At 56.2% G+C, this 23,763-nt stretch carries 19 protein-coding genes; 6 read left to right on the top strand and 13 right to left on the bottom strand.

Features of this window, described 5'->3' with window-relative positions; genetic code table 11:
* Together AB4Y31_RS02575 and AB4Y31_RS02570 are read right to left on the bottom strand one after the other, a co-directional pair.
* Positions 1–951 carry a glycosyltransferase family 2 protein gene (locus AB4Y31_RS02575; RefSeq protein ID WP_368672570.1) on the bottom strand — a complete coding sequence of 317 codons (951 nt, stop codon included), beginning with the start codon at positions 949–951 and terminating at the stop codon, positions 1–3.
* A 287-nt stretch (positions 952–1,238) separates the two neighbouring features.
* Positions 1,239–2,075: a sulfotransferase gene (locus AB4Y31_RS02570; protein WP_368672569.1), complete on the bottom strand. Its 837-nt coding sequence runs from the start codon at positions 2,073–2,075 to the stop codon at positions 1,239–1,241.
* A gap of 1,016 nt (positions 2,076–3,091) precedes the next feature.
* Between AB4Y31_RS02570 and AB4Y31_RS02565 the strand changes: the two genes are divergently transcribed.
* The 5 genes from AB4Y31_RS02565 (at position 3,092) to AB4Y31_RS02545 (ending at position 8,250) form a co-directional block, all read left to right on the top strand.
* Entirely contained in the window at positions 3,092–4,660 is a 1,569-nt protein-coding gene (locus AB4Y31_RS02565) for a glycosyltransferase 61 family protein (protein ID WP_368672568.1), read from the top strand.
* A 51-nt stretch (positions 4,661–4,711) separates the two neighbouring features.
* Positions 4,712–5,560: a phytanoyl-CoA dioxygenase family protein gene (locus AB4Y31_RS02560; RefSeq protein ID WP_368672567.1), complete on the top strand. Its 849-nt coding sequence runs from the start codon at positions 4,712–4,714 to the stop codon at positions 5,558–5,560.
* Positions 5,536–6,654: an FkbM family methyltransferase gene (locus AB4Y31_RS02555; RefSeq protein WP_368672566.1), complete on the top strand. Its 1,119-nt coding sequence runs from the start codon at positions 5,536–5,538 to the stop codon at positions 6,652–6,654. The genes AB4Y31_RS02560 and AB4Y31_RS02555 overlap by 25 nt, the downstream gene beginning before the upstream one ends.
* A 67-nt stretch (positions 6,655–6,721) precedes the next feature.
* Positions 6,722–7,138, top strand: coding sequence for an FdtA/QdtA family cupin domain-containing protein (locus AB4Y31_RS02550; RefSeq protein WP_368672565.1), 417 nt, complete (start codon positions 6,722–6,724; stop codon positions 7,136–7,138).
* Positions 7,135–8,250, top strand: a complete 1,116-nt coding sequence (locus AB4Y31_RS02545; RefSeq protein ID WP_368672564.1) for a DegT/DnrJ/EryC1/StrS family aminotransferase — start codon at positions 7,135–7,137, stop codon at positions 8,248–8,250. The genes AB4Y31_RS02550 and AB4Y31_RS02545 overlap by 4 nt, the downstream gene beginning before the upstream one ends.
* 26 nt (positions 8,251–8,276) lie before the next feature.
* Here the strand turns inward: AB4Y31_RS02545 and AB4Y31_RS02540 are convergent, their stop codons facing one another.
* The 9 genes from AB4Y31_RS02540 to AB4Y31_RS02500 all read right to left on the bottom strand — a co-directional run bounded on the left by AB4Y31_RS02540 (position 8,277) and on the right by AB4Y31_RS02500 (position 19,586).
* Complete coding sequence (locus AB4Y31_RS02540; protein WP_368672563.1) at positions 8,277–9,218, bottom strand: GNAT family N-acetyltransferase; 942 nt, start codon at positions 9,216–9,218, stop codon at positions 8,277–8,279.
* Between the two features lie 43 nt (positions 9,219–9,261).
* The gene (locus AB4Y31_RS02535; RefSeq protein ID WP_368672562.1) at positions 9,262–9,936 is read right to left on the bottom strand and encodes an acetyltransferase; all 675 of its coding nucleotides are present in this window, start codon (positions 9,934–9,936) and stop codon (positions 9,262–9,264) included.
* 7 nt (positions 9,937–9,943) lie between these two features.
* Positions 9,944–10,705 (bottom strand): class I SAM-dependent methyltransferase, encoded by a 762-nt coding sequence (locus tag AB4Y31_RS02530; protein WP_368672561.1) that lies wholly within the window; start codon positions 10,703–10,705, stop codon positions 9,944–9,946.
* A 17-nt stretch (positions 10,706–10,722) separates the two neighbouring features.
* Complete coding sequence (locus AB4Y31_RS02525; RefSeq protein WP_368672560.1) at positions 10,723–11,649, bottom strand: hypothetical protein; 927 nt, start codon at positions 11,647–11,649, stop codon at positions 10,723–10,725.
* Between the two features lie 119 nt (positions 11,650–11,768).
* Complete coding sequence (locus AB4Y31_RS02520; protein ID WP_368672559.1) at positions 11,769–13,328, bottom strand: hypothetical protein; 1,560 nt, start codon at positions 13,326–13,328, stop codon at positions 11,769–11,771.
* Positions 13,325–14,347 carry an NAD-dependent epimerase/dehydratase family protein gene (locus tag AB4Y31_RS02515; protein ID WP_368672558.1) on the bottom strand — a complete coding sequence of 341 codons (1,023 nt, stop codon included), beginning with the start codon at positions 14,345–14,347 and terminating at the stop codon, positions 13,325–13,327. The genes AB4Y31_RS02520 and AB4Y31_RS02515 overlap by 4 nt, the downstream gene beginning before the upstream one ends.
* A gap of 11 nt (positions 14,348–14,358) precedes the next feature.
* The gene (locus AB4Y31_RS02510) at positions 14,359–17,946 is read right to left on the bottom strand and encodes a rhamnan synthesis F family protein (protein WP_368672557.1); all 3,588 of its coding nucleotides are present in this window, start codon (positions 17,944–17,946) and stop codon (positions 14,359–14,361) included.
* 59 nt (positions 17,947–18,005) lie between these two features.
* Positions 18,006–18,725, bottom strand: coding sequence for an ABC transporter ATP-binding protein (locus AB4Y31_RS02505; protein ID WP_368672556.1), 720 nt, complete (start codon positions 18,723–18,725; stop codon positions 18,006–18,008).
* 39 nt (positions 18,726–18,764) lie between these two features.
* Positions 18,765–19,586, bottom strand: a complete 822-nt coding sequence (locus AB4Y31_RS02500) for an ABC transporter permease (RefSeq protein WP_368672555.1) — start codon at positions 19,584–19,586, stop codon at positions 18,765–18,767.
* Between the two features lie 248 nt (positions 19,587–19,834).
* Here AB4Y31_RS02500 and AB4Y31_RS02495 point away from each other — a divergent pair, with 248 nt between their 5' ends.
* Positions 19,835–21,931: a glycosyltransferase gene (locus tag AB4Y31_RS02495; protein WP_368672554.1), complete on the top strand. Its 2,097-nt coding sequence runs from the start codon at positions 19,835–19,837 to the stop codon at positions 21,929–21,931.
* A 35-nt stretch (positions 21,932–21,966) separates the two neighbouring features.
* Here AB4Y31_RS02495 and AB4Y31_RS02490 read toward each other — a convergent pair whose 3' ends face one another.
* On the bottom strand, positions 21,967–22,863 hold the full coding sequence (locus tag AB4Y31_RS02490) for a glycosyltransferase family 2 protein (protein WP_368672553.1): 897 nt from the start codon (positions 22,861–22,863) through the stop codon (positions 21,967–21,969).
* Positions 22,860–23,759 carry a dTDP-4-dehydrorhamnose reductase gene (rfbD, locus tag AB4Y31_RS02485; protein WP_368672552.1) on the bottom strand — a complete coding sequence of 300 codons (900 nt, stop codon included), beginning with the start codon at positions 23,757–23,759 and terminating at the stop codon, positions 22,860–22,862. The genes AB4Y31_RS02490 and rfbD overlap by 4 nt, the downstream gene beginning before the upstream one ends.
* Positions 23,760–23,763 lie beyond the last annotated feature (4 nt).

Here is a 23,763-nt window from a genome sequence, read left to right as displayed (position 1 = left end):
CTAATCGGCCCAGGTTCGTTGGGCGACCACAAATTGCGGCTTGTGATTCAGCTTCAGATATGTGCGGCCAAGATATTCCCCTACCAGGCCGATGCACGTCGTTTGGATCCCGCCTATAAACAATATTGTCGCAATGAGTGAAGACCAGCCGGCTTGGATGCCAGGATGGAGGACCTTTGCCGCTATGACTATCAAAATCATCACCATACTGAACAAGGCTAGCGAGAAGCCCGCAATCGAGGCAAGTCGTAGTGGAAAGACCGAAAAGCTGGTGGCCATCTTCAACCACAGCGAAAGCGAGCGCGACAGGTTGTAGTTTCCTTTGCCGTCATGACGCGCCTGGTGATGGATGGCCACAGTCGTTATCGATCGGGTAACGTCCAGGATCAAACCATCCAGATAGGCGTAAGGTCCATCGTATTTGACGACCTCATCAACCACTTCCTTGCGCAACGCCTTGAACGAAGAAAGATACAAACCTTTGGGTTTGTCGAGCAGGCGGGTTGCTACCCAATCATTGAATTTGCTACCTGCCTTCTTCCATGCAGCGTGTTGCCTATTCCGATAGTTGGTGTAGCAGACGTCGTAACCTGCGCGTAAAGCTGCAATCATCTCTCCGATCGCTTCAGGAGGGTGTTGCAGGTCGTCGTCCATCACTACAACGATCTCGCCGATTGCGTGATTCAAGCCTGCCATGGTCGCGTTGTGCTGGCCGAAATTTCGGCGCAGTGAAATTCCCTTCACAAAGTTGAACTCCCTGGCGAGACTTGAGATCACCTGCCAACTGTTGTCCGGGCTCGAATCATTGACTAGCAACAGTTCAACACGACCCACAAGACCTGCCTTGACCATTTCCTCGTCGATCTTTTGTACCAGTAGCGGCAGAATGGTGGCGCTGCGATACACAGGGACGACAATCGAAAGCTCGCAGGATTTATCAGCTTCTGACATAGTTTCTGATCGGTTCCAGCACAGTGTGATCGGTGCGGCCGGCTCCATGAGCCGAGCCGGGCGCGAAGGAGACGCCGCCGCAATCGATGCGTCACCGGGCCCGGACTAGCAGTGAAGTATAGAGGAGATGTAACGTGTCGGCTTCATTGCAGAGCGGGCTGCTTGATGTGGCGACTCCAGGTCTTCGACTACCGCCAAACTTCAGTGCCAGTCAAAGGTATTCGACCTCCCCGCTGGTCATGCAAGAAATCGCTCTAGCCCCGCAGCGGATCAGCACAAGGCAAATGCTAACAGTCGATGCCGAGCTGCCGGGCGACGTCACCACATTCGCGTAAGATCAGTTCCTGCACCTCGGGCTGCAGACTCGTCTTAAATCGAGCCACTGAGCTCGCCGATGGCCGCTTGCCGTGGAGGTCAGTGGACCATTCGTCTGCTATAAACATTTGCGGAGTACTCTCCTTGGTTCGAACCTTGTCGTCCCGGATCGTTCCGCATCCGAAATCTCGTAGCAATCCGTCGGCTTTGCCGACCACCAGGTCTTCATATTTAACGATGCAAAGTCGGTCGCCGAAGCATGCTCGGTTGTCGACCACGGATCGGTACAACCGCACGTACTCCGAGCAAAACTCTGCAACCATTGTTCGCTCGATCTGCCGGCCTGGAGTCTGTCGTTGCGCAACCTCAATTCGAGACAAAATCGTGTCACGCGGATCGCGGACCGATAGGACGAAGCGAGCTTCAGGAAGGGCATTAGCAGCGATGGCAAAGAACTGAGTCAGCATCGGATCTTTCAGCGCCAGCACCTCCGGCTTCCCGGTGCGGTCCCAAATACGCTTCAGCTCGTTTCGAAGGACATCGCCGTGATGGGCTATCAGTTCTTCCCGGCTCGAGAAGTAGTGTCTTGTGTGGACATCGAAAACGTTCAGGCCCGTCGCCAGGGGTTGCAGGAACGCGGTAAAGTAGCTGCACTCGGCAATAAAATCATTCGTTTTCTCACTAGTGCAAATCAGTGCATGAAGAATTGTCGTCCCCGACCTAGGGGCACCGCCTACAAAAAGAGGCACAAATGGCGAGTGTTGCAGCAACGCATTACTACGATCCGCTCGTCGCTTGTATAAAAGCATACCCTTTTTATCCAAATGTCAAGTTAATATAGCGCTACCGTTATCAAAACTGGTCGCCGGACGCCATTTGTTGGTTGAGACTCAGACCCGCGCATGCGCAGTTACACCGAAACGATCGAAAACATAAGAACTTACTGCTCTCTGCAGAACGAATCGCATATTCTGACACGGTATCAGCTACTGCGCCACGGCGAATGATCGAATTCCCGGCCGTGGTGCCCCGCCCGCCGGTTGGGCTCCGGTCTCTCGGTCGAAATTGCCATGGACTGGCGGATGCGGCCTCCAACGGGCATCCTTTTTCGGAAATAACAAGGAATATCCGGACGGAATTGCGGAGCGAATCGTCGGTCATTACGGTCATTACCCATCATCCGCGCTTCCAGTGACGTGCCGACGCCTGTCCCGAAAAGCGGCCAAGCGTTCGGCCGCGCCTCCATCGCAGCATTGGGCGTTGCCCCCGCTGCAACCCCCCGTACTCACTTCCGCCCCTGATTTTGCGCTAGCGCAGCGTAAAGCGCTCAGCAGTCCGCCGGCGAGCGACGGTCGCGTCCGCCTATGTCTTCAAGCGGATAGCGCCCCGTAAGACTTCGTAAAACACTCCCGGTACAATGTCAGCGCACCACGAGGACCGTTCAAGCGAGATCATGCACTCGATACCGAAAAGTAGTCACGCGTCGACCGTCCGTTGGCCCGCGATTCCGCTGCGACTGAGAGCGTTAGCAAAACGCGTCTGCAACGACCCTTCTTTCCGACTGCTGTTGTTTGCATCTCTCCTAGCAGCGCACGCGATACGCCGCTCGCGAGTGCCGAACTTATGCCAGTCGGAGCACCGACTAGCGGTCGGCAAGTTCTTCCTGGTGTCGCTTCGACGATTCAAGGCTGGTATTGGGTCGAGCGTCGAGATAGATCGGCAAGTACACGTGTGTCAGCACTACCGACGTGCTCAGCAGACGGTACCGCACAGAGCAGCGGTGGCGGGGTCGCCTTTCCTCTGCTCATGGTTATATTTGGCGAATGTGCTGAAGCTGCAAGGATTCTTGCACGACGCGGAATTCCTGTATCGCTGGCTAGCCGAGAACGTATCGGTGCGTGCTATAGCTCTGCGCGGCCTTGGCGACCTCCTCGCGCTCCAGTCGGTTTGGGCATATGAATTCGGTAGGTACGATTCCGAAGGTATGGTCGTCGGCATCAGGGCACTGAACAAACCCCGAGAGGGCGGGCTATGGCAAGGCCGGACGTTTGCGGAAGCTATCGCAGTGCTCGAGTGCGCGGTCCGGGTCGATGCGGAAAACCCAGACGGTTGGTGGCTCCTTGCTTATACCAACATGCGAGCAGAACGATGGCGCCAGGCGGCCGACGCCGATCAAGAATGCTTCCTGCGAAGCCCGACGACTTACGAAGAGCGGTTCAGCCGTGCGATAAAGAAGTATCTGATCAATCCGACCGAAGGAGTCACGCTGTATTCGGCTGCACTGGAAGCATGGCACGGTTGGTGGCGAGTAGCCGATGTCGCATTGCGAAAAGCATGCGACCTTCGAGGGAATCCGGGCGTGCGCTATGAAGAGAAGACGCCCCCTTCGACCGCCCACATCCACGCAAATGTAGTCCGCAACGGCGAAATTACTCCCGTAGAAAGCAAATTGCAATTCTCGCCCTGCTATATCACCGAATATGAGCACGCCGAGATTTTCCCGCTTCATGGATTGATTCTAGCCAACAAGCAGTATTTGGTGACAGACTCCGTTCACATGAAACCATGTCATATTCCGTTATTTATTCCGGCCGTTCGCGCGATACGCGACGACCGCGCTCTGATAGCGTGTCGAAAGGCATTAAAATATGACGAGCCCGGCTGCATCTACATCGGGCATAACAAAAACTATTATCACTGGCTGCTGGACGATCTGCCGCGATTGAGCCTTCTCCTTGCAGATAAGCAATATGAAAACGCGCCGATTTTGATCGATACGCAAATCGCAACCTGGCAGATTCCGTTGCTCCACAGGCTTGGCATCGACCACTCTCGGCTGCGCGCAGTCGATTTCTCAGAGCCCTTGGCCTTTGACAAGCTCATTGTTCCCTCCTGCCTATCGCGAGACATGGTTGCACATCCCGAAGCCGTCCGATTTATGCGTAACCGACTGGCACCGCAGAGTGACAACGCAAGTCCTCGTCGGGGCAAACGCATTTACTTAGCGCGGCGCAAGGCTGTTGAACGGTCGATCCTCAACGAGCGCTCGATCATGGCGAAGTTCAAAAAAGCCGGTTTTGCCATTGTTGACACCGGCAATATGTCTATTGAACAGCAAGTAGAATTGTTTTCAGATGCCGAAATCATTGCAGGCCCAGGCGGAGCAGCGCTGACGAACGCCCTTTTTGCGCCACGCGCGGCGAAGATCATCTCACTATCTTCGGCGAGCATAACATGCCACACCTTTACGAGTATCTCCGCCGCACTTGGTCAAGAGTCCTGGATGATAACCGGGTCCAGTTATCCGCGCCCTCGGCCTCATTGGCTCTGGACTATTTGGGATTTCGAAGTATCGGAGCGCGACGTCGACTTGTGTTTTGCGCACGTTTTATAGCGCCGTAGCTCGGTGCCACTTTCATCGGAATTCCTACTGTCGAGTACCACCGTGCAAAAAGAAAACAACGCCCCTTTTATGTATCCCTCAGAAGCGCAGACATATGGAGTCATCGACCGAATGGCGGCTGCAGACGCGATTGACGAGGCCGTCGCCGAGCTACGGATCAATGGGTACACCGTCCTTGATAGTAAGCTCCCCGTCGATTTTCTAGATCGGCTCAAGTCGAAGCTGGACCATGTGTACGAAGTACAAGTCCGTGAGGCCGGGGGCGAAGAGATACTCAGGGCAATGAACGATGCCGACATCGCCCGCTGTTTGTTAGCATACGATCAGGACTTCCTCTCGGTAGCAACCGCGGCACCGTTGATGGATTTTGCGAAGCGAGCACTCGGACCGGAGTTCGTACTGCTAATGCAAAACGGTATCATTAACCGGCCCGAGCGCGAAAATTATCAAGCGAAGTGGCACCGCGACCTAAACTACCAGCACTGGACAAGCTCAAAGACTCTTGCGGTCAACGCTCTCCTCTGTATAGATCCATTTACCAATGACAACGGCGCGACCTTCGTGCTGCCGGCGACTCAGCACGTCGAAGCGTATCCGCCGGCGTCGTTTGTGTCTAAGTTCGAAAAGCAAGTCACCGTTCCTGCGGGCTCATACCTTATCCTTGACGCAATGCTCTATCACCGAGCGGGAATCAATACCACAAATACTGTGCGACGTGCCGTTAACCATGTCATCGGACTGCCGTTCATGGCCCAACAGATCGACCTGCCCTCCGCGCTCGCTAACCGAGACTACGCGCCGCCTGAAGATCCGTTAACCCGCAAATACTTGGGATATCGATGGTCCCCTGCGCGCGACGTCAACGATTGGCGCAATCGTCGCAAGGGTTGATCTGCCGGCTGCGCAGCAAATTTTTTAATGCTAACAGCGAGGAAGCGACCACCATGCTTATCGGTTTATATGGGGCAGGCACGCTAGGCCGGCGGATCGGACAATGTTTGAAATTGCCCTTTGTGTTTGTGGACGATACCCCAGAAAAGCAAGGCGCACTGATTGACGGGCACCAGGTCGTCACCTTAAAAGAATTCGCCGAGCGGGCGAGCCGCGAAGTTGCGCGCCTACATGTGACCATCTATCAACCCGGCTTTTCGTTTGCGCGGAAGAAGTCGGAAATCGTGGCGTCTTTTCACCAGTTGGACTGCCGGCCGTTCACTGATCTCATCCTGAATGAAGCGGTAGAAGCGCTGCCCTTTCTGTTCTTGGAGCGGCGAGATGTCTTGGAACGAAAGCGGGAGAGATACGACCGGCTCAGCGCTCAGTTTGCCGACGATTTGTCTCGTCAAACTCTCGAAGCACATCTTGACTTTCGCATGTCCGGCGACTTTGAAAAGCTGATCGTTACGCCTCGTCACGATGTGCATTTTTTGATTCAGCGTCTACCAGATGATGTGACATACGTGGACGCAGGCGCGTTTGACGGTGACACGGCGGAAGAATTCGCTCACATGTCCAATGGGCGTTTTAAGCAGATAGTATTGATCGAACCAGACCCTGCCAATGCCGCCCGGGCAAAACAACGTCTCGAGGCGCTCGGACTTTCCGGCAGAACGATCGTCCACCAGAGCGCTATCTCCTCCACGCGCGGCACGATGGGCTTTAATGCGCTCGGGTCAGTCGGATCTTCATTGGATGCCCACGCGGCAACTAAGGTGCAAACTGTCCTACTATCCGATCTTGACATTCCTGGACCCGCCTACTTCAAGCTCGATATCGAGGGAGCTGAGATACCGGCGCTAGATGCGTGCAGCGAATATCTGGGACATAAAAGAGTCTTCCTCGGAATCAGCGTTTACCACCGGCCCGATGATTTGCTCGAAGCAGCATCGATCATTTCCAGCCTAGACGCCGGATACGATCTCTTTCTACGCTGCCATGGCAGCGGCGGAGAAGACTTGATGCTTTACGCGGTGCCGAGAGGCAATTAGCCTTTCGTATTCCTAGCCGTGAAACCGTCAAAACTACTGAACCGGTACCCGCAACGAGTCAATGCCAATGACCAGCATAGCCCAATGTGTCTTACTGCAGTTCCGCAAGATTGAAGACCCTCGCGGGGCGCTTACCCCGATCGAGAACAATCGCGATATCCCCTTTGAAATCAAGAGAGTCTACTATCTCTATCAAATCGCGGAAGGGGCATCGAGAGCCGGCCATAGCCATAAAGAATTGCAACAGGTCCTGATCGCAGTCTCTGGCAGCTTTGACGTGCACGTCGACGACGGAACCGAACGTCGTACATTCCACCTAAGCGATCCGTCTGAGGGGCTCTATGTGCCGCGCATGATCTGGCGCGAAATCGATGCGTTTTCGTCGAATGCTGTCTGCATTGCCCTGGCATCGATGCCTTACGAGGAAGGCGATTACTACAGGAGCTACGACGACTTTCTCGATGCGACCAGGAGGGGCACATGACGATACCCGTCCCTTTCCTAGACATTGTTGCAGCGAACAGCGAATTAAAAAATTCGCTCGACGCGGCATACGCTCGAGTAATGCAGTCCGGTTGGTTCATCCTAGGGAATGAGCTTTCATCATTCGAGCGGGAGTTCGCAGCGTATTGTGGCGCCACGCATTGCATCGGCGTCGGTAACGGTCTCGACGCACTTCACTTGATCCTTCGTGCGCTAGAGATTGGCCCCGGCGATGAGGTGCTGGTGCCGTCGAACACATTTATTGCCACATGGCTCGCCGTGACTCATGCGGGAGCGACCCCTGTCCCGGTGGAGCCGCTAGAGCGGACTCATAACCTCAATCCAGAGCTTATTGGCGCCGCCGTGACGTCGAGGACCAAGGCGATCATTCCGGTCCATTTGTACGGCCAGCCCGCAGACATGGAGCCGATAATTGCGGTGGCCAAGCGATACGGCCTCAAAGTGATCGAAGACGCAGCGCAAGCCCACGGTGCCCGATACGCGGGATCGCGCACGGGAACGCTCGGCGACGCCGCTGCTTTTAGCTTTTATCCGGGAAAGAACCTTGGCGCTCTGGGTGATGGTGGCGCCATCGTCACGAATGACGATGCAGTAGCAGAGCGCGTGCGCGAACTATCCAATTACGGCTCTAAGCGTAAGTATGTTCATGAGCGTCAGGGGTTCAACACGCGCCTGGACGAACTGCAAGCAGCCTTCCTCAGAGCTAAGCTACCGATGCTCGATGAGTGGAATACTCGACGCGCGACAGTGGCGGAGCGATACCTCTCTCGCCTGACCGACGCTCGGCTTGTACTGCCTGAGGTGATCGCCTGCGCAGAACCTGTCTGGCATCTTTTCGTGGTGAGAGTGAAACAACGCGTCCGAATCATGGACGCCCTTGCGAAGGCGGCCATTGGCGCGCAAATTCATTACCCGACTCCCCCGGCGCGAACGGGCGCATATCAAAATGCAATGGCTGCGCGCAGGGAGTGCCCGGTGGCCGAAAAGCTAAGCGATGAGGTGATGAGCTTGCCGATGGGACCGCATCTCACGTTGCAGCAAGTCGATCGTGTCTGCGATGTGCTTCTAGAGGTCCTTCCAGCAGCAGGCTAATGCTTCCAATGCACGTGCGTGCAAGATCACAAAGGGACGTCCAGCTCATAGTGATCATGCACCACGGCCCGAGCTCCAAAACCTTCTTTCTGCTCGACCAAGCCGACGTTCAGTCTTCTGCCCTCGTCTTCGTTCGAGATCCCGAAGTCAAAGTACGGCAGCACCGCGTAGTCGTTGTCCATGAGAGTGGAGAACAACAAGTCGAGCGCCCCTATTTCGCGGCCTCGCTCACTCGACGATATGTACTGAACATGTGCGACATGCGACGAATTAAACATCACAACCCCGGCCACCACTTGGCCGTTTTCCTTGCATACGTGCAAGCGGATCGACTCGGGAAAGCGACTCTTTAGTAGAGTGATCTCCGAAAGCGAATGCACAGGCGTGACCCCATGAGTAGCCAACAAGTTCGCCTCCAGTACCGTCCAGAAGGCCGCAAACTCTTGCGATTCCTCTATGGCAAGACCGAGCTTTTGCCCTAGGGCAACTTTCCGCAAACGCCGCTTCTGCATTGGCAATCGTGCAGACGTACAAACGACCGAAAGGACATCGCGCCGGCGAAGGCGGGCCCCGATGCGGAAAAGTGCATAGCGATCCTCGTCCGCCGGGAAATGATGATAGACATACGGGATCGTCTTGTAGAGCAATGACTTGATCCGATTTGCATGCAGGTAAGAAACCAGCGCTCCGAACACCTGCAGCATCGCGGGGGTTGTCATCGACTGATCGCTAATTACCCCTCCGTAAGTAAGCCCGCCATGGCTCTGCAATACGCCATCTCGCTCGTTGGCCGGCAGAATGGCAACAAGCCGACCTTTTTCGTTCTGGAACAACAGAGAATGATCGACAAATCGATCACTGTGATAATCCATGTATCCGCGATTGAGCAAGAATGTCCCGTTTTTTGATTCGCGCACGAACGCATCCCACCGATCGCGATGCTCAACTGCGTAGCGAGTCACATGCATCTGCAAATACCCTCGTATCGACGAAGTTCAACAATACTCAACGTTATTCCCTGATCCGGTTGAATCTACGCGCGCTACCCGATGGCTCCCCCGCTTCGGCTTTCATCACCTTGTCTTCAGGCACGTCTCGCGCTACCAGCGAGCCTGCTCCGAATAAGCAATCCTGCCCGATCGAAATGTTATTCGCGAAGGTCGTGTTGACGCCGACAAAGCAGTTTGCACCCATATTCACAAAACCAGAGACAACAACATGCGACGAAATAAAGCAGTTGTCCCCGATGTTAGAATGGTGACCGATGTGGTTACCGCTCCATAGGACCACATTGTCGCCTATCTTGACGAATGGCTGAACGACGTTGCTCTCGAAGATGAAGCAGTGTTCACCAATCTCCGCATTCCGCCACACAAACGCACGGCTGCTCACATATGAGGCGGGTTTGTAGCCACGGGCTTTTGCTGCGCGGTAAAGGCGCGCACGCAGTCGGTTCAGTTGAGCGTAGGTGATTGCGGCAAAAAACTCGTGCTCTGACGGAGAAAAGTAAGCTTCTAACTCCTCAAACGGAATGATTGGAAGCCCGCAGCAATGATCCCGTTTAAGGAAAGCCTTCTCAACGGAGAATCCTACGACCTCATACACCGAATCGTACGTAAAGTATTCGTAGGCGATCTCCGCAAACGCCGAATCGCCGATGATGATCAGCTTACGTGTCTTTTCCATGATTTCCTCAGGGCCGAACGATGAGCACATCTTCGCGACGATTTGCCATAGGCAAATCGTCCGCCTGCGGCACGATATATGCGTCAAAGCCTGCGGCACGCGCACGCGCAACGATAGCAAGGACCACCGAATCGTCTATTTGCGATGGCTCGAGCTCATTAAAGCGGACCTCCGGAATTTCGTCCGTACCGGTGAACGCCTGATGGAAGCGTACGCCCGTGTCGCTGGCAAAGAAGCGCTTGCGGCGGCTGATGTTCGGAATATCACCAATGAGTAATCGACCGCCGGGAGCAAGCAATGTCAATGAACGATCGAGAAAGTTCCAAGCATTGCCTTCGGCAAACACGTATTGATAAACAGAGTAGACAACAATCGCATCCGCAGCGGCCCGATAGTCTTCAAAAATCTCCGGGCACTGCGGGTAATACGCGGCTACCTTTCGCGCGTGCGCCGCATCGGGGAGTTGCGCCAACATTTCTTCCGAATCGATCAGTACCAGATGATGCGCAAGACTTTCGCAGTGAGAGAGCATAAGCCGCGCCAAGTCGCCACAACCTGGGCCGATGTCGATGATAGTTCGCCCTTTTTCACGAAGCGCCGGCAACTTCCCTAGCAGATCCGCCAGAATCGCTCCTTCCTTGTTCGCCCGATAACTTTCGGGAAAACCTACGCGCTCATTGGGGGTAAGTGAAGCATCTGTTGCGAGCGCACGAAAATCGTCGAACCCGAGACGCGCAAAGCGCGCGTACTTGTCGTTGTCATTAGCCATCTGAATCTCTTGATCGATCAGCTGTCCGCGAGTTCGGCAACCGCAAAGCCATCACGCCCGAACGCGTTCCCGTTGTAGAAGCAGTATGTGCGACCGCGAATGTCTATAACGGCAGAATACTCGATCGCTTCCGAATCGAACGAATCCGGGCTAACGTCGAGTCCCATATGAGCGTCATCGCGCTCCCAGCGCAGTCCGTCTCGCGATCGAGCGTAACCCAGCCTGTATGCGCCCACAGATCGACGTCGAATGGAATAAAACAGTTCATAAGCGCCATCGCGGCCCAGCTTTACCCACGGGCGCCCGAATCCGTGCTCATCCTCATCGGCGATATCCATGCTAGCAATGCCTTGATCACCCCACCTCAACCCATCAGCGGATTCCAGGTACTTGAGCGTGTAGACAGGCACGCTTTTTCCATCGATCGGCGTCCATTGCGAGCCAGCGATGTACCACATACGAAACGTCGAGTTGTCGTAGAGGACAAACGGTCCGCATCGGAAATAGAGTTCCCAAGGTGTTCGATCAAGAATCGGCGTGGACTTGTACTTCCGAAATGTCTCTCCACCGTCTGTACTGATCGCGAGGCCTGTAAAGAGCCGGTATCGCACCTTTACGCACTGTTCGAAGCCGACATAGTACATGTAGTAAGTGTCACCCCCGAGGTGTACGACGCTGCAGACGACGGCGCCGTTGTCATCAAAGGTGCCCGGCTGCCCGATATCAAGGAGTGGTCGAGGCGATACTCGCAGGACTCGCGTTGGTCGATCCGGGTCGACGTCGACGTAGCCTGGGCGTGCAATGCCATTTGCGTCGCAGAACGAAACGAACACTCGGATTGCGCCCGAGGCGTGCAGCACAGGCGTCGGCAGTGTCGCGGTGTGGACGGCCCACTCACCCAAACCCGACGGTGTATAGACAAGGCCCAATTTCTGCCACTTCATGGTAAGTCTCCCCTAGCCCAGCCCTAGCATCGATGCGACCTTCCGGAACGGCAACGCCAGCCTCCTAATAGCCGATGCGATTGACCCCATAAGGATACGCCGGCGCTCGCGGACATCAGTTATCTTCGGTCTGTTCCCATCATCGCAAAGAGCTCCGCTTCAAGCGCCAACTGAAGAGCATCAATGCAGGAGTCACGCACCCTTTTCTCTCGGACGATGTCCTCGGCCAAGCGGCGCTTACTATCAAAAATAGGCGCAAGTTGCTGCGCGGTGATGTGGTCATTCGACGCGTAGTGGACATCATCCAGAAATTCCTGCATCGGATCGCCGATATGCTTGGTCACGGCAGGAACACGTTGTGCCAAACGGCCTGCATCAATATAGCTAGCGAGCATGGCAGGCGTGTGGTACGCGTCATAGTGCCTCCGCGCAGCTTCGCTTTCCCGAAATAGATCCTCGCGGCTCATGCCGAAAAGATGCGCGAACAACTCCTCTGGATGCCGCCATGCAAATGCCCCAGGATAAAACAGAGCCTTCCCACCAAAGAACGGAGAAATGTAGGAATCGTGGATGACAATCGGCACTCCTGCACCCATGGCTTCTATCGCTGCCCGCCCTCCGCCAAGTGGGAACGAAGCAATGTACAAATCGATATTCAAATCTCGTAGCGTGGTCCAGACACTACGCACCCAGGGAACGTAGACAAAGCGACTTCGATCAACTCCAATGGAATCGAGTCCCGTATGGATACGTTCGATTGCATCATCGGAAAGCTGTCCGATATGGAAATGCGTCCCACCAGTAATCGACAGGACGCGCGGCAATAATTCTGCGTACTGGTACTTGTACGGATATTCGAACTTGTTGCCGGAACCGGAAGAGCACGTTCGTAGACCATCAGGATTGCTTTCGCGATCTCGAGCGGGTACCCAGCCCTGATCGCCGACAACCAAAGGCCAATAGACGTTTTCGTCGATCCCCAATGCATCTCGGCAGTTGTGGAAACCCATTGGATGCGGATCGACATGCAGCGTATGCTTAAGCGTAACGCCTAGGCAAAGTTGATGATCTGCGTGATGATAGAAAACGATCTCTTCTGCAAGACCAGGCAATGCGGCTGCGATCGCGACGGGATCATGGTGATGGTTCAGCAAGAGTATTCGGCGAGGACGCAAAGCTTGCAACCGCGTAATCGTCCAAGAGAGCTTGTCTGCAAGTCCTCCGCGGGGACTGATTTCGCCCTTCGCCGCGGTTCCGAAACGTTCTTCGATAACCGACCTATCTGCTTGATGGAGCGCGTCAGTGAGCATTACCACCACGCGCGCCCCAAGCCGGCCCGTCCCGAGGAGGTCTTCGATTACCGCGGTATGCCCCCCCGTGCGATACGCTTCAGTCGCAAGTATCACGCAGTCTGCGCGCTCAGAATCATTCGCGGTCGATCGCAAGTCACCGCGCGCGAGAACATACGCACCGATCCGTTGGCACCAAGTATCTAGCTCTGAGCTAGCAAATACTCGGGCAGATGCCCGCCTATCGAGAATCACAGCCTGGACGAATGCCTGAATACATAGCAACGCGGCGTCGATATCCCTTCGATCGAACAACTGAGCGATTTCGGCCGACAGGGCCTCTATCGACGGATAGAAGGAGCGGCCTTCGATCGGCGCCATGTCGCTCATCGGCGAGACCCCGTGGTTGCTTTTTTCGACGACGCCGCTGACCGTTTGACTTCATCCCAATAGAGAGTGCAGCCCGCCTCTAGCGACAATGATGGTTGCCAGCTCAATTCCCTCCGTGCCTTGGAGATGTCCAGGTATATCTTCTGGACATCGAAGCTTCGATGCGGCAGATACCGGACATCGGGGGTGCGTCCAACGAGTCGCTGTACCACGTCGAGTATGGCGTTCAGACTGTGCCCGACACCGCTGCCGATATTGAATGTGCCCGACTCTTGGCGCGCACCGGCTCGAAGCAGCGCTGCCACAACGTCGCTGACATGAATGTAATCCCGTACCACTGAGCCATCGCCCCATATCTCGATAGGATTTTCATCCAGCATTCTCCGAAAGAAGGTCGGAATGACACCTTGCACGCCTATGTGATGCTGAAACGTGCCGAATGGATTCGAAACCCGCAATATGTTCGCTACAAGCCCAAAGAGCGATGCGTGCATCTGTAGGTAATGTTCCACCGCGATCTTGACGACACCGTAGGAACATAAAGGAGCAAGCGGGTGAGTTTCCGGCACTGGCAGTACAGTGGGGTTACCGTACACGGTACCGCCTGACGAGACGTAGACGATGCGGTGCACTTCCGCCGCCTTCATCAACTCCAGCAGCCGCAGTGTACCGATCAGGTTGCCTTCGACATCCCCAATCGGATCGGCATTGGAAGTGCTCGGCACCGTTGTGCTAATCAGGTGATACACGAGTTCCGCGCCGCGCAGCGCTCGCGCCAGTCCCTCGCCCGTCGAGAAGTCTCCGCTGACAATCTCGACATTGCTCAGCGGATGGATATCTTGCAAACTGAATGTGTCGTCGCGCTCGGCTGCATCGTGGCGCGCGACAGGACGATCAAAAACGGTGATCGCCGCACCGCTCTGAGCGAGTGCGTTGACTAAGTGGGTGCCGAGAAACCCTCGTCCGCCGAGGACCACCACCTTTCGCGCGCCGACATCGACGATTGATGTATTGCTCATGGTTGCGCTCTTCAACGTGAAATGCCCGGTGCAAACGTCAATCGCCTGCCGTAGCCTGTTTGCTCAACGATGCTCGGTAACAACCGCTCAAGAGCGTGTAGCATAGAACCGTCAATTGGAAGGGGTTCAACCGGATAATCCTCCCACGCCAGGCCCAATTCGAATAACGGCTTCAGCGCGGCCGGCCTTGCCCAGAACATCGTACCGACCGGGAACGGAAAGAACTGGTTAGGGAGCGCGGACAAGCCGAGCCGTTCGCCCATCGGCTCAGCGAATGGCAAATTCAGGTCCCAACCAATAAGATGAGGATCGTCCGCAAAGACGAGACCGAGTCCCGGATCATCGGCGAATGCCGACACAATTGAACGGCCAGCGCAATGTTCTCCGCCAAGTAACGTCTCCATGAGATGGTTAACCCAGTCGGCAACCAGTCGCGAGTTAGGATCGACGTGTACGCTCTTTTTAGTGTGGAAGTGTCCAACTATGTCGTACTGCTGTAACGCGTCGCCAAACTCGGTCACAAACGGACCGATATCGCGTCCTTTGTTCGGAACTACATGAATCGTTGCTGAACCCAAGGAGTAAGGGTCCAGCAGACGACGGCAATCTTCAGCGGTGGCGGACGAAGGTGCGCTGACGAGCAAATCCGCCTGCAGTTGGTTCATAGACAGTCGCCGCACGATGTCGGCGAGCAGATCCGGATAAAAGGCATGGATATGTACGCCGATTCGCAAGCCACTTGATAGCGCGCCCGCCGGCTGCGAAACGTCGAGAAGCGGCTCTTGCCAAACGCCACTCGGTCGCCCTGCCTCGATGAACTGGACGAACGGATTAGCGACGTCAGCCCCTAGATCGTGACTGACAGCGTACAGATGCGGATAAAAACCCGGCGCTGGTTTACGCACATAGATGCCGCTCTGGGCAGCCTTCACAAATTCACGAATCGCTTCTTGGCGGCTCTTGCGCGAGCCCGGAGGGAGGAAAAACCACTCTGCGAATTCGTCCCCATTGATCAGTCGCTCTTCATCCTTGCGCGCCCGCTTGACGAGCCTCTGCCCAAGGGCCGCGAGATTCGCCAGACTGGCGGCATAGTGTGACATTTCAAATCGCTCATTGGCGAGCGCCAATGTTCGGTTCGATAGTTCTTGTCGGCGACCCGGCTCGTTATAGAGTGCAACAATTCGACGCGCTGCCTCTTCCACGTTCATGAAGGGAAGAATGCATTGCTCGAGCAACGGATCTCCTTTCAGGTTTTCCGCAACGCCAGTCGCGCGCTCGAACGACAGCACTGGAAGGCCCGCGGTCATAGCATCGAGCGCGATGTTCGGGAGCGGATCCAACCTTGAGGAAATGAAACAGACGTCTGCGAGACGATAGAGCGCCTCCAGGTCGGGTGTCTCGTCAATGAACAAGATGCGATCGCCAAGTTCGATCTGCTCGACTTGCGTTGCGACAAAGTCTGCGTACTGCCTGTACCCCTCGACGATCCGCCCTACCCAAATCATCAGGATATCGGCTTTGGGGGCTATGCGTCGGATTTCGGCCGCAGCGGCGATAAATAGATCGACCCCCTTACGGTACTCGATTGTGCCGGCTCCAAGTACCACAAAAGGCTTAACTGATCGGCCGTTCATCAACTTGCGTTCGATTACGTCGACAGTCGCCGTAGAGCGATTGCTGCCTCGTTTATCAGACTCAAGCGTCGAATCGGCGGGTATGAGCGACTTCCCTTGGGGCAAAATATACGCACGCGCCGCGGCGGGGCGCGTGCGCTCTATGTTGGCGCCTTGTCGCACGATCTGCGCAGAAAACACTGTCTGCCCGGCCCACGCCAGCGCGTCGACAAGTTCGTCGCGAGAGCAATGAAATTTGAAAAACTCGTGTATGAGCAGCACCGACGGAACCGATTGCTCAGCCAACGGCTGGAGGACCGCCCTCGAAACTATACTATTGACGATGGCAAATTCGAACTTAAATCGTTGACAGAGTTCGCCAACAACACCCGCCAGGGCTAACGCGCTCCGGTCCATAGGCGAATAAGGCCCTGCGACAGCATCGCAGACCTCGTCGAACATGCGGACTAGCGGCCCGCCGCCCAGCAACAAAGCCACCACCTGGTATTGGCCGCGCAATTCGCGACAAATGTTCCAAGCTAGGATCGGTGCACCGGTTCGCGTCGCCTCATGACAAACGACGAGCACCGATTTCTGTTTGGCTTCATGCTGGGTACCGGTTGTCTGGCGCAGAAGCAACTTCGGCGGTTTGCCGGATCTCCCCTCCGGTCGACCAAATGTCACGAAATGATGGTAGGGATCGATCCCTGAATCCGCAACGTCCGTGTACCGCTTCAGGTAGTACTGCTCGTCGAAATCGTCCGTGACACGCGGCTCCTGCGGCCCAGGCTTGCGACTTCTTTCGCCCAAACCGCGATGTCCCTTGAGCTTCGCTGCGATTCGTCGCCCAACACGCAAGGGGCGGGTAACGCGCCATGACAACGAACGTACGATTGTCTGCAACTGGGCATCTCGCTCAACAAGCGTCGCGCGCAGGCGGGCCAACTCGTCACTTTCGCTATCCGCAAGCTGCTTGACGCCGAGTGCGTGAGCATCCTTTAACTGTCGGACGTGACGTTCCGCCAATTCGCGAAGGGCCATTTCTTGACCGGCGACGCGGTCTTCGAGCGCCTGCGCGTGCTTACGCCATTCTTGTAATTCGTTGCGCAACCGAGATGCTTCTTCAGCAGCCTGTCGGTTTCGATTCTGCCAGCCAGTCGCCTGCTGGCGCAGCAGTGCAGCGTCGGTCCGCGCAGACTGTAGTTCAGCATCGACGTGGGCAATTCGGTGTTCTTCGGACAGCGAAGCAAAGGTCCCAACGGCAAGCGAAGGCAAGTTATCGCGATCGGAGGCGACAGCGACCAAATACCGCGCCGCAATCGCTCCGGGGCTTTCGACTATCGGCTCGCCGGCTGCTTCTTCGCGTACCAAGTAGTTCGTCATGATTACCGGCCCGGCTTCCGCACCAACAATAGGAAATAGCGTGGATGCGTAGCGTGCACGTTGACCATATAGCCGATGAAAACGGAAGGCTCGCGATAGGAGGGCTTCGAACTCTTTCCGATACAACTCCTTCACATGGTAGGGGTTGGCGTAACCAGGTACGTCCGAGTATTCATGTCGATCTGGCGATGACATCACCAGTACACCACCAGGGCGCAACACTCGTTTTATCTCTGCGAACATCTCGTCGTGCTGATCATGATGCTCGATCGTTTCGAAGCTGACGACGAGGTCGACACTGGCATCTGAAAGAGGCAGCAGGCTGCACTCGCCCACGACGAAACGAAGATTGTTGACGCTCGCAGCGTACTTTTCAGTCGCGAATTCAACGGCGTTTGCGTCAATATCGACACCTATGACCGAGCGCGCGACGCTCGCGAGCAACGCGGCCCCATAGCCCTCGCCCGACGCGATATCAAGCACGTCGAGATCCGCAGCCAATTTGGCGGCGACGTGGTAGCGGTGAAGGTGTTCGACCGCAATTTCTCCCGCCATCGCTTCCGGTAGAAAGCGTTCACCCGTCGTCGGCAATTGCGCTGTCATTTCGTTCTCGAGGCTGTGGTTTGTGAAAGTGTGGAATGAGGCGGATGCAAGAAAGCAAACTATCGGATCATGTCACCTTCCTGCACAGCTCCCGCGGGTCTCTCTGAACGCTCCAATTGACAAATAGACCCGTGCTCCATCGTCAGCTTGACGTTGCACAGATCGTCGATGACTTTCGGATTGTGTGATGCTACGACCATGATGCTCGCGCGCCCAACGAACGCTTGCATCCGCGCCTCCGCCTTCTCGACGAACGAAGCGTCACCAACGCTCAACCATTCGTCCATCAAGAGGATATCGGTCTCGATGCTGGTCGCAATGGAGAATGCAAGCCGCAGCACCATGCCGCTCGAATACGTGCGAACCGGCATGTGCAGGTATTCCCCAAGCTCCGAAAACTCCGCGATCGACGGCGTGAGATCGCGCAATTGGGCTTTTGATGCGCCGAGGATCAGCCCCCGCAATACGATGTTTTCATAGCCGGTCGCCTCGAAGTCGAGACCGAGCGTAACGTCCAGCAGACTCGTAACGCGGCCCTCGGATTTAAACGTTCCAAACGTCGGCTCATAGATGCCAGCCAGCAAACGCAACAATGTCGTTTTCCCCGCGCCGTTATGCCCGACGAGGCCGACGCGATCGCCGGGACGAATGTCGAGGGTGATATCGCGCAGGGCCTCAACAACGGTGATATTGCGGCTGCCGGCAGCGAGACGCCCGCCCGTCGCAGCGGACAGGACCATTTGTTTCAGGGATCTATTGCCTGTGCCGTAGACAGGCAAGTGCAATGTGCACTTGTCCAGTGATAAGTAAGCCATCTATCAAATCCAGAACGGGATGCGGGCGCGAAACCGCACGAAGAGCGGCGCGGCGATCAGGTACAAAGCGACAGTAATCCCGATGGCAGTCAAATAAATGCTTGCCGGCGGCACCCCTCCGTGGATAGGTCCGCGCAGTATTTCGACGAACGGGTATAGCGGGTTCAGGTTCAACAGATAAGCCCGCCGTCCAAGCGCGCCCGGTTGCCAGATGATCGGCGTCAGAAAGAAGGCCAACTGGACAATACTACCGACGATGGGTTGCATATCGCGAAAACGCGTGCAAAAAATCCCGAGGATAATCGTCATTGGAAACGCGGCAAGCGCCACAAGCAGCAGTCCAGGGATTGCCAGCAGCCAGCTCCAATGCGGGGCGATCCGCAGAAACAGCATGATCGGTACGTACGCCAGGATGTTATGGCCGAACATGACGACATTACGCCACAGGCCGCGCATTACATGCAACGTAAGCGGCAGACGAATCGAGCGGACTATTGCTTCAGCAGATGTAAAGCAAGCGCACCCATCGAGGATGAGTGACGATACCAACCCCCAAGCGATGATGCCCAGTGCCAGATGGGGCAAGAACTCGTTCAAGTCGATCTTGAACAAAGCACCGTAGAGCGGCCCCATCCCAGCGATGGTGACCAGCATGGTAATCGTGATCCAGAAGGGGCCCAGGACAGAGCGCCGGTAGCGCTGTCGAATGTCCTGCCATGCAAAGGTGCTCCAGATCGGGTAGTTGCTGACACCTTCGATGATGTCCTTCGCTGCCCTTGCAGCCCTCGTATTGCCACTGACTTGTTGGTAAACGCTAACTTGCATGAAGAAACCCTAACGAATGCATGATCTCGGCAACGTTCGAAAATATGGGAAAATATCGGGTCGAGCAAGGCTGGGCCAAGCGGCATCCAGTATGGTCAGCCCCACGCAGGAGGGTGGACGGCGCGCTATTGTACCGGGTCGGGACGCGACCTCAAAAGACATCGCGGTTAGGTCGGACTGGACGACACCGCAACTCAAGGGCCTGACTACCAGCCTCGCCATCATCTTCACCGTGAGACTTTGACAATTTGGACGCACCCAGCCAGGAACCCAACGAAGAGCTCGAACGCGCGCAAGAGCGCATCGCGGCCTTGGAAGATGAACTTGCCAACGCCCGCCGAATAGTCGAGCAAGCATCAACGCTGAAGCGTCAAAACGACCACTTGCTCCATGAACTGGAGTCTCTGCGCAACTCGACATGCTGGCGCGTTACTGCCCCCCTGCGCGCGGTTGCGGGCCGCGCCCAGAAAGCATCGCATCTCGCCGCCCGCATTGCAGGCGCCGTCGATCGTGGAGTCCGTACGCGAGGCGGAGTGCGCGGTCTCGTCAGACACTTTGTCGCAATAGTACGCAGCGAGGGTATGAGCGGCATCAAGGGCCGGCTGCTTCGTGCAGACGGACTGCCGTCAGTCAAGCAATACCAGAATTGGATAGAACAATATGATTCTTTAGACGACGGCAAACGAGCAGAAATTCGCCAGCAAATCGCGGCCTTTGCGCGTAAACCGCTGATCTCGATTGTCGTACCGACTTACAACAGCGACGAGCGGCTGTTGCGCGAGATGATCGCATCTGTTCGCGCCCAGCTTTACACGAACTGGGAACTCTGCATTGCCGATGACGCATCGCCGGACCCACGGGTCGCCGAAGTGCTCGCTGAGGCTGCAGCCGCGGATCCGCGGATCCGATTCGTGGTGCGAACGACGAACGGGCACATCTCGGAAGCCAGCAACACGGCACTCGAACTTGCTCGCGGCGAATACGTTGCGCTGCTGGATCACGACGACGTCTTGCCGGAACACGCGCTTTTTGTGGTGGCGGCTTACATCAACAGGCACCCCCGCGGACGGCTCTTTTATAGCGACGAGGACAAAATCACGCTCGACGGGCAACGCACCGACCCGTATTTCAAGCCCGATTGGAATCCGCTCCTCTCCCTGTCGCAGAACATGTTTTCACATCTGGGCGTCTTTGATACCGCCCTATTGCGTCAAGTCGGTGGGTTCCGGAAGGGGTTTGAAGGAAGTCAGGACCACGACCTGATCTTTCGATGTGTGGAAATCGCTAGCGACCAAAGCGTCGTCCACATTCCTCACGTGTTGTATCACTGGCGCATCATGGCCGGCAGCACAGCCCAAAGTGGTAGTGAGAAGCCTTATGCACGGCAGGCGCGGCTGCGGGCGGTTCAGGAGCACCTCTCGCGCACGGGGGTTCGGGCCACAGCTGAAGACGATAGTGGCCATTTGCGTGTGCGCTTTGCAGTGCCCGCTCCCGCGCCAGAGGTATCGATCATCATTCCAACAAGAGACAGAGTCGAGCTGCTTCGACAGTGCATCGAAAGCGTGCGCAGCAAGAGTACCTACCCGAACTATGAAATCATCGTCGTTGACAACGGCAGCACCGAGCAGCCGACGCTCGATTATTTCTCAGCCGTCGCGGACGAAGGCGTTCGGATATTGCGAGACGACTCCCCTTTCAACTTTTCGGTGCTCAACAACCGAGCCGTCGAGCATGCGGCCGGCGAGTTCATCTGCCTACTGAACAACGACATTGAGGTCATTACGCCGGACTGGCTCGAAGAGCTCGTCAGCCTGGCGTCTCAACCGGGTACGGGTGCAGTCGGGGCGCGCCTTTGGTATCCTGACGAGAAGCTTCAACACGGCGGGGTCGTCCTCGGTCTCGGTGGTGTCGCAGGACACATTCATCATGGCTCGCACCGCTGGCAAACCGGTTACTTCGCGCGTGCAATTTCGACGCAAAACTTGTCGGCCGTGACCGCCGCCTGTCTCGTTATCCGCAAGACCATCTACGAAGAAGTAGGCGGACTCGATGAAGAACTGGCGGTCGCTTTCAACGACGTCGATTTCTGCATAAAGGTTCTGCGGGCTGGCTATCGCAACGCATGGACGCCATTCGCGGAACTCTATCACCACGAGTCCGCTTCGCGTGGGTCCGATATGGATCCGGGCAAATATCAGCGCTTCGTTGGGGAGGTGGAGCGAATGCAAGCCCGGTGGCCGGATCTGATAGCGCGCGATCCGGCGTATAACCCGAACCTCACGCTCGACAGCACACGGGGGTCATTTGCCCTCAGCTTCCCGCCGCGAATCGGGATGCTCGAGTAATCGCCCTTGGCATAGCGCGTCGCCTTTCCCCCTGGCTATAAGCGCCCCATGCGGCCAACAATCGCGTGGTAAAGCCCCTTAATCGCCATCCTCAAGTGAGAACCGCCATTCTCAGGGAGGAGTGCGTAGATCAGGAGGCGCCCGGGCATCTTGACTAATTCCGTCGACTTCCAGGTGCAGGGGATCTCGCGACGCAGCATCAGTGCCACCGCGTTGCGAAAAAGATAGTAATGACGGATCGCGCTGTGCATTGGATAAGTGCGCCCAAGCACCTTGACGGGGGCCTCGCCCAACTCGTGCGCGAGCGTCAGCCAAGGCACCCCAAGAACGCGAAACCCCTTGTTGCGAGCCCTGACGCACCATTCAAGATCGACGAAGTCGATGAACAGCGATTCGTCCATCGGGCCGACTTCCCGCCAGCACTGAAGATTGATACACGAACCGGAGGTGATGAGAAAGTCGGTGTCGATGAGTTGCTTGCCCTCAGGCGGAACGCGTTCGAGCTTCAAATAACGGAACCGCACGAATGGAGCGACGCCGCCGAGCCGAACGTCGTCATACGCCGGCCCAATAACCGCCACGCGCTCGCCGCCCGCAGTCCGCCCGGTCATCAGCTCGGGAAGCTCGGTCAACAACGTTTTAGATGGTTCACTGTCCTGATCAAATAGCAGCGCATTGGACATGCCTTGCTTGATCAGATACTCAATCCCCCGGTTCAACGCCGCTGCTATACCCACGTTTTCCCCGATGGGCAGGTACATGATGTCGGGCGACAACCCCAGGAAATCCGGCGTCGTTCGCTGTTCAGTGTTATCGACGACGACGACCGGATGGATGCGCGCGAGTCGATTAGCGCGCTCTACACATGCGCTGTCAGGCCTATAAAAAACTACGACGCATCCGGTCTTCGATGCGCCATTGCCACCGCTCAACACTGCTCGAGGCACAGCTTCAGCGCATCGTCCCAGCGCGGCGGCCGCAGCCCGAATACGTTGACCAGCTTATCATTCGACATACGAGAGTTCACCGGTCGCTTCGCGGGCGTTGGATAATCCGACGCAGGAATCGGCAAGACATTCGGGCGCGACTGCAGTTTCGCCAAAGCGAAAATAGAAGACGCAAAGCCATGCCATGAAGTCGAATCGCTTGCAGTCATGTGGTAGACGCCCGAGCGCTCGCCCCACCATTGCCTTTCGTCGTTTGCGATCTGGGACTGCGCAAGAATATGTGCCGTCAGCGCAGCAATCGTGTTGCTCCAGGTCGGCGCGCCAAACTGGTCGGCTACTACCTTCAGTTCAGGTCGTTCCCTGCCCAATCGAAGCATTGTGAGCAGGAAGTTCTTGCCGCGCGCACCATATACCCAACTTGTTCGGAATACCAAGTACTTGCCCCCGACAGCTTCTATCGCCGTTTCCCCTGCAAGTTTGCTCTTGCCATACGCGTTCTGCGGATCCGTCGGATCTTCCTCTAGGTATGGACTTGGCTTCTGCCCATCGAACACATAGTCAGTCGAGTAATGGATCAACGCAGCGTCGAGTCTCTTCGCCTCTTCCGCAAGTACGCCCGGCGCCTCCCCGTTGATCCGCATGGCGAGATCGAACTCTGTTTCCGCCTTATCCACAGCCGTATAGGCGGCCGGGTTGACGATTAATGCTGGCCTGACTTCTCGCACAACGGACCGAACTTGATCGAGTTTCGACAAATCCAGCCCTGACCGATCCAAGGCAACAATTCGCCCCAAGCCCTGCAGCGTTCGAGCAAGTTCAAATCCGACTTGCCCGTTTGTACCCGTCACTAGAATTGTGCGTTCCGCCTGCGCTACATTCATCTCA

Source organism: Trinickia sp. EG282A (genome assembly GCF_040965455.1).
Classification (GTDB): domain Bacteria; phylum Pseudomonadota; class Gammaproteobacteria; order Burkholderiales; family Burkholderiaceae; genus Trinickia; species Trinickia symbiotica.
This window is presented reverse-complemented; position numbering and strand designations above follow the sequence as displayed.